At 66.2% G+C, this 6296-nt stretch carries 5 protein-coding genes; 3 read left to right on the top strand and 2 right to left on the bottom strand.

The genetic code is table 11. The features are described from left to right. Positions 1-27 precede the first annotated feature (27 nt). Genes Q8M13_RS15825 through Q8M13_RS15815 form a run of 3 tightly spaced genes read left to right on the top strand, consistent with a single transcriptional unit; the run spans position 28 to position 4686 of the window. Positions 28-3243 (top strand): error-prone DNA polymerase, encoded by a 3216-nt coding sequence (locus tag Q8M13_RS15825; protein ID WP_305300998.1) that lies wholly within the window; start codon positions 28-30, stop codon positions 3241-3243. Between the two features lie 49 nt (positions 3244-3292). Further along, positions 3293-4423, top strand: a complete 1131-nt coding sequence (locus tag Q8M13_RS15820; protein ID WP_305300997.1) for a sialidase family protein — start codon at positions 3293-3295, stop codon at positions 4421-4423. Beyond that, positions 4423-4686 carry a MoaD/ThiS family protein gene (locus Q8M13_RS15815; protein ID WP_305300996.1) on the top strand — a complete coding sequence of 88 codons (264 nt, stop codon included), beginning with the start codon at positions 4423-4425 and terminating at the stop codon, positions 4684-4686. Before Q8M13_RS15820 ends, Q8M13_RS15815 begins: the two co-directional genes overlap by 1 nt. Here Q8M13_RS15815 and Q8M13_RS15810 read toward each other — a convergent pair. Beyond that, on the bottom strand, positions 4683-5036 hold the full coding sequence (locus tag Q8M13_RS15810; protein WP_305300995.1) for a hypothetical protein: 354 nt from the start codon (positions 5034-5036) through the stop codon (positions 4683-4685). The two genes, Q8M13_RS15815 and Q8M13_RS15810, sit on opposite strands and share 4 nt — an antisense overlap. Positions 5037-5090: 54 nt before the next feature. Next, positions 5091-6296, bottom strand: a 1206-nt coding sequence (gene serA, locus Q8M13_RS15805; protein WP_305300994.1) for a phosphoglycerate dehydrogenase, incomplete at its 5' end; no start/stop codon positions are given.

The following is a 6296-nucleotide window of genomic DNA, read 5'->3' as shown; positions in this document are numbered from 1 at the left end:
GCGCAGCGCGACGGAGGGGGTTTGAGCATGACCCGCTACGCCGAACTCCAGACCACCACCAATTTCTCGTTCCTGCGCGGAGCCTCGCATCCCCATGAACTGATCTACGAGGCCGGCGTGCTGGGCATGGAAGCCATCGGCGTCACCGACCGCAATTCGCTGGCTGGGGTGGTGCGGGCCTGGTCTGAGATGAAGAGGCTGAGCAAGACGCCGCTGGCGGTGAAGGCGCTGACCGGGTGCCGGCTGGACTTCGCCGACGATACGCCGTCGCTGCTCTGCTACCCCACCGACCGCGAAGCCTATGGCCGCCTGACCCGGTTGCTGACCGTCGGCCAGCTTCGCTCGGAGAAGGGCGAGTGCGACCTGCGCTGGACCGACTTCGCCGACCATTCCGAAGGCCAGCTTATCCTGGTGGTCCCGCCCCCCAGGCTGGATGAAGACTTCGAAAGCCGCCTGCGCCAGATCGCCGGCGACCTGCGCGGCGACGTCTGGCTGGCGGCGTCGAGGCCCTATGGCGCGCGCGACCTGCACCGGCTCTCGCGGCTGGCGGCCCTGGCCGAGACCTCCGGCGCGCCGATGCTCGCCACCAACGACGTCCTCTATCACAGCCCTGACCGCCGGAACCTGCAGGACGTGCTGACCTGCATCCGCGAGACCTGCACCATCCATGACGCCGGCCTGCGGCTGGAGGCCAACGGCGAGCGGCATCTGAAATCGCCCGCCGAAATGGCCCGGCTCTTCGCCCGCTTCCCCGGCGCGGTGGAGCGCAGCCTTGAGATCGCCGAGCGGGTCGAGTTCGACCTTGGACAGCTCAAGTACGAGTATCCCGACGAACCTGTGCCACCCGGCAAGACCGCGATCCAGCACCTGACCGACCTGACCTGGGAGGGCGCGCAATGGCGTTTCGAAAAGGGGATGGGCGACAAAGAACGGCGGACCATCCAGCACGAGCTCGACCTGATCGAGAAGCTTGGCTTCGCCAACTATTTCCTCACCGTCCATGACATCGTCCGCTGGGCGCGGGACCAAGACATCCTCTGCCAGGGCCGCGGCTCGGCGGCCAATTCCTGCGTCTGCTTTTGCCTGGGCGTGACTGCGGTCGATCCGACCAAGGACGATCAAGACCTGCTCTTTTCCCGTTTCATCTCCGAACAGCGCGGCGAGCCCCCGGACATCGACGTCGACTTCGAGCATGCCCGCCGCGAGGAGGTGATGCAGTACGTCTATCGCCGCTATGGCCGAGATCGCGCCGCCATCGTGGCCACCGTCATCCATTACCGGCCGCGCATGGCCATCCGCCAGGTCGGCAAGGCGCTGGGCCTGACCGAGGACGTCACCGCCGCCCTCGCCGACACCATCTGGGGAAGCTGGGGCGAGGAAGTGCCTGACAGCTATGTCAGCCAGGCAGGCCTCGACCCCACCAATCCCGAGATCCGCCGGGCGGTACGGCTGGCCACCGAGCTTTTGAAATTTCCCCGCCACCTTTCCCAGCACGTGGGCGGCTATGTCCTGACCCAGAGGCGGCTGGACGAGACGGTGCCCATCGGCAACGCCGCCATGAAAAACCGAACCTTCATCGAATGGGACAAGGACGACATCGACGCCATTGGCCTGATGAAGGTCGACGTCCTGGCGCTGGGCATGCTGACGGCTCTGAAGAAGAGCTTCGACATGATCCCCGAAGACGACCCCCTGGTGGGGCGCAAGATAACCGACATCGCCCACATCCCGCAGGAGGAAGAGGGCGTCTACGACATGCTCTGCAAGGCCGATTCCGTCGGGGTGTTCCAGGTGGAAAGCCGAGCGCAGATGTCGATGCTGCCCCGGTTGAAACCCAAGAAATTCTACGACCTGGTGGTCGAGGTGGCGATCGTCCGCCCAGGACCGATCCAAGGCGACATGGTCCACCCCTATCTGCAGCGGCGGAACAACCCCGCCCTGATCGACTATCCGCGTCCGGGCCCTGAGCACCCGCAGGACGAGCTGAAAACTATTCTCGGCAAGACCTTCGGCGTGCCGCTGTTCCAGGAACAGGCCATGCGGATCGCCATTGAGGCGGCCAAGTTCACCGAGGACGACGCCGATGGTTTGCGGCGCTCCATGGCCACCTTCCGCCACCACGGCAATGTCGGGGACTACGAGGCCAAGTTCCTGGAGGGAATGAAGGGACGTGGCTACGACCCGGCCTTCGTCGAGCGCTGCTTCAAGCAGATCGAGGGCTTCGGCTCTTACGGTTTCCCGGAGAGCCATGCGATCAGCTTCGCCTTGCTGGTCTACGCCTCGGCATGGGTGAAGTGGCGCTGGCCGGACGCCTTCCTGGCCTCGCTGCTGAACAGCCAGCCGATGGGGTTCTACCAGCCGGCCCAGCTGGTGCGTGACGCCCGCCAGCATGGGGTGGAGGTCCGCGGGCCCGACGTGCTGGCCAGCGATTGGGACTGCACGCTGGAAGCCTCGCCCAATCACGAACGGTTTCGCGCGGTGCGGCTGGGTTTGCGGCAGATCAAAGGGTTCAGCGAGGATGAAGCCGACCGCCTGGTCGCCGCCCGAAAGGAAGGTGTTCGCAGCATTGATGATTTCGCGGTCCGCGCGGGTCTGTCGCGCCGCTCGCTGGAACTGCTGGCCGAGGCCGACGCCTTCGCCTCCCTCGGCCTGACCCGGCGCCAGGCGCTATGGGCGGTGAAGGGACTGGCCGACGAAACCGGCAGCCTGAAGACCGCGCCTCTGCTGGCCGCCATGGGGGTGGTCGAGCATCAGGTGGAGCTGCCGCTGATGAACCTGCCGCAGGAGGTGACCGAGGACTATCGCACCACCAGCCTGTCGCTAAAGGCTCATCCGGTCGGCTTCTTCCGGGGCAGCCTGAACAGCCTGGGCGCGGTTCCGGCTCGCGAACTGACCCGGATGCGGGATCGAAAGCTGGTCACCGTCGGCGGTCTGGTGCTGGTGCGCCAGCGGCCCGGCACCGCCAAGGGCGTCACCTTCCTGACCCTGGAGGACGAGACCGGCATCGCCAATATCGTGATCTGGAAGGATGCCTTCGACGCCAACCGCAAGCTGGTGATGACCTCCTCCTTCCTGGTCGTCCATGGCCAGGTCCAGAGCGAGAGCAATGTCGTCCACGTGGTCGCCCGCCGCTTCACCGACCTCTCTCACCGATTGTCGGAAATGAAGGAAGAGGACGGTCCGGCGCCGCGCATCCACAGCCGCGTCACTGGCCGCCTGGTGCGTAGTCGCGATTTCCACTGACCTACCTTCGTGTAGAGTGATCTCCAGAAACCCTGACAGGGAGGACGCGATGTCCGCCGCAGTTCAGCTTCTTATCGGCACCCGCAAGGGCGCCTGGATCTATCGCAGCGACGCCCAGCGACAGACCTGGTCGGTCCAGGGGCCGATCTTCCTGGGCCACATCGTCAACCACCTGGTGCTCGATCCCCGCGATGGGAAGACGCTGCTGATGGCCGCATCGACCGGGCACTTGGGTCCGACCATCTTCCGCTCCACCGACGGGGGCGTGACCTGGGCCGAGGCTCAGCAACCGCCGGCCTTTCCCAAGGCGACAACCAATGGCGCCGCCCCGGCCCGCGCGGTGGATCACAGCTTCTGGCTGGAGCCCGGCCACGCCAGCGAGCCTGGCGTCTGGTGGGCGGGCACCTCGCCGCCGGGCCTGTTCCGCAGCGCCGACAACGGCGCGACCTGGGACAGCGTCGCCGGCTTCAACGATCACCCGATGTACTGGAACTGGTGCCCGGCGGATGGCGGCACCCCAGACGGGGCGCTGCTGAACCAGATCCAGATCGACCCGCGCGACCCGGCCCACATGTATATCGCCACCTCCACCGGCGGCGTGTTCGAGAGCCTGAACCAGGGCGCTGACTGGAGCCCGCTGAACCAAGGGGTCGAGGCCAATTTCATGCCCGATCCCTATCCGAAATATGGGCAGGACGCCCACTATATCGCGCTCGCCCCCACCATGCCCGACCGGATCTGGCAGCAGAACCATTGCGGCATCTACCGGCTGGATCGGCCGGGCGAGCGGTGGGACCGGATCGGCCAGGCGATGCCGGCCGAGGTGGGCGACATCGGCTTCACCATCGTGCCCCACCCGCGGGAGGCCGACACAGCTTGGGTGTTTCCGATGGACGGCACAGAGGTATGGCCGCGCACCAGTCCAGGCGGCAAGCCGGCTGTCTACCGGACCCGTGACGCCGGCGCGAACTGGGAACGCCAGGACGCCGGCTTTCCCACCGAGCAGGGTTGGTTCACGGTCAAGCGTCAGGCGTTCTGCGCTGATCAGGCCGCGCCGCTCGGACTCTATCTCGGCGCGACCAACGGCGAGGTATGGATGAGCGATGACGAAGGCGCCTCCTGGCGAACCATCGCCCAGCATCTGCCGGAGATCTATTCGGTCGTGGCCGCGCCGCTCTGATGGTTCAGGTTTTCATTCCCTCCCAGCTCACCTCCTACACCGACGGCGTCAGCCGGTTGGAAGCGGCCGGCGACAGCATCGAGCGGGTGCTGAACGATCTCGATGCGCGCTTTCCGGGGTTGAAGTTCCGGGTGGTGGACGAGCAGGACCGCATTCGCCGTCACATGCGGATCTTCCGCAACGGCGACCGCGCCCAGGACCTGCGCCTGAGTCTCAATGATCGCGACGAGGTGCTGATCTTTGGGGCGCTGTCGGGCGGCTAGGCCGGCAAAATCTCATCCGGCTCGGGCGTCACCGGGAAGCGAACGGCGATGATTTCTTCCTGGCCGGCCATCCAGGCCTTGGCCACACGATGGCCGCCGTCCATCAGCCTGCCGTCGGCGCAGAGGATGACGGGATAGGCTGGGTCGGCCTGCGCGATCCGCTGCGCATGCTTGGCGACTTCGCGGATGGTCGGTACGTGGCGTCCGACAAACCAGCAGTCCTGTTCGAATTCGGGAATATCGGCGAGCTTCACCGAGATCACCGGGAGCTCGGCGGACAGGGCCCAAAGCCGCTCGGTCCACCAAAGGCCGCGCCCACCATCGATGGGGCGCGTGTATTTGTCGGCCATGGATAGGTCCTCCCTCCCCGCAGCAAAGCCCACGGGAAGGGAGGGCGTAAAGTCCTAGAACCGCAGGGTGCGGGCTTCCTTGACGTGCGGCAGGGCGCGGATCTTGGCGATCAGCTCGTCGGCCGGATCCTGGTCGACGCCGACCAGGGCGATGGCGTCTTCGCCAGCCGAGACGCGGCCGAGGTTGAAGGTGGCGATATTGACGCCCGCTTCAGCCAAAAGCGCGCCCAGGGCGCCGATGAAGCCCGGCTTATCCAGATTGTTCACATAGAGCATGGTCGAGGCGAACGGGGCGTCCAGGTCCATGCCCTTGACCTCGATCACGCGGGGCGCGCCGGCCATGACCGTGCCCGCGAACGAGCGCTTGCCCAGGGTGGTGGTGACGGTGATCCGCACCAGGCTGTCATAGATGGGCGAATCGTCCTGCTTGCTTTCCGAGACGGTGATGCCGCGATCCTTGGCCACGGCCGGGGCCGAGACCATGTTCACGTCTTCCAGCATCGGACGCAGCACGCCGGCCAGTGCGGCGGCGGTCAACGGACGGGTGTTGAGGTTGGCGACCTCGCCCTCATAGGCGATGTCCACGGCCTTGACCTCGACATCGACCATCTGGCCGGCGAAGGCGCCGAGGCGCTCGGCCAGGGCCACGAAGGGCTTCAGCTTCGGCGCTTCGTCGGCGGTGACCGACGGGCTATTGAGGGCGTTGGAGACCGCGCCGGTGAGCAGATAGTCGCTCATCTGCTCGGCCACCTGGAGGGCGACGTTTTCCTGGGCTTCCATGGTGGAGGCGCCCAGGTGCGGGGTGGCGATGAAGTTCTCGGCGCCGAACAGCACGTTGTCCTTGGCCGGTTCCTCGACGAACACGTCGAAGGCCGCGCCGCCGATGTGGCCGCTGTCGAGGCCAGCGCGCAGGGCGGCTTCATCAACCAGGCCGCCGCGGGCGCAGTTGACGATCAGCACGCCCTTCTTGGTCTTGGCCAGGTTCTCGGCCGACAGGATATTGCGGGTCTTGTCGGTCAGCGGGGTGTGCAGGGTAATGACGTCGGCGCGGGCCAGCAGGTCTTCCAGCTCGACCTTCTCGACGCCGATCTCCACGGCGCGTTCGGCCGATAGGAAGGGGTCATAGGCGACGACCTTCATCTTCAGGCCGTTGGCGCGGTCGGCGACAATGCCGCCGATGTTGCCGGCGCCGATCAGGCCCAAGGTCTTGGCGTAGAGCTCCACGCCCATGAAGCGGTTCTTCTCCCACTTGCCGGCCTG

Origin of the sequence: Phenylobacterium sp., from assembly GCF_030681155.1 — a bacterium.
Classification (GTDB): domain Bacteria; phylum Pseudomonadota; class Alphaproteobacteria; order Caulobacterales; family Caulobacteraceae; genus Phenylobacterium.
The sequence above is the reverse complement of the archived record's forward strand: the minus strand, read 5'-3'. Positions and strand labels throughout refer to the sequence as shown.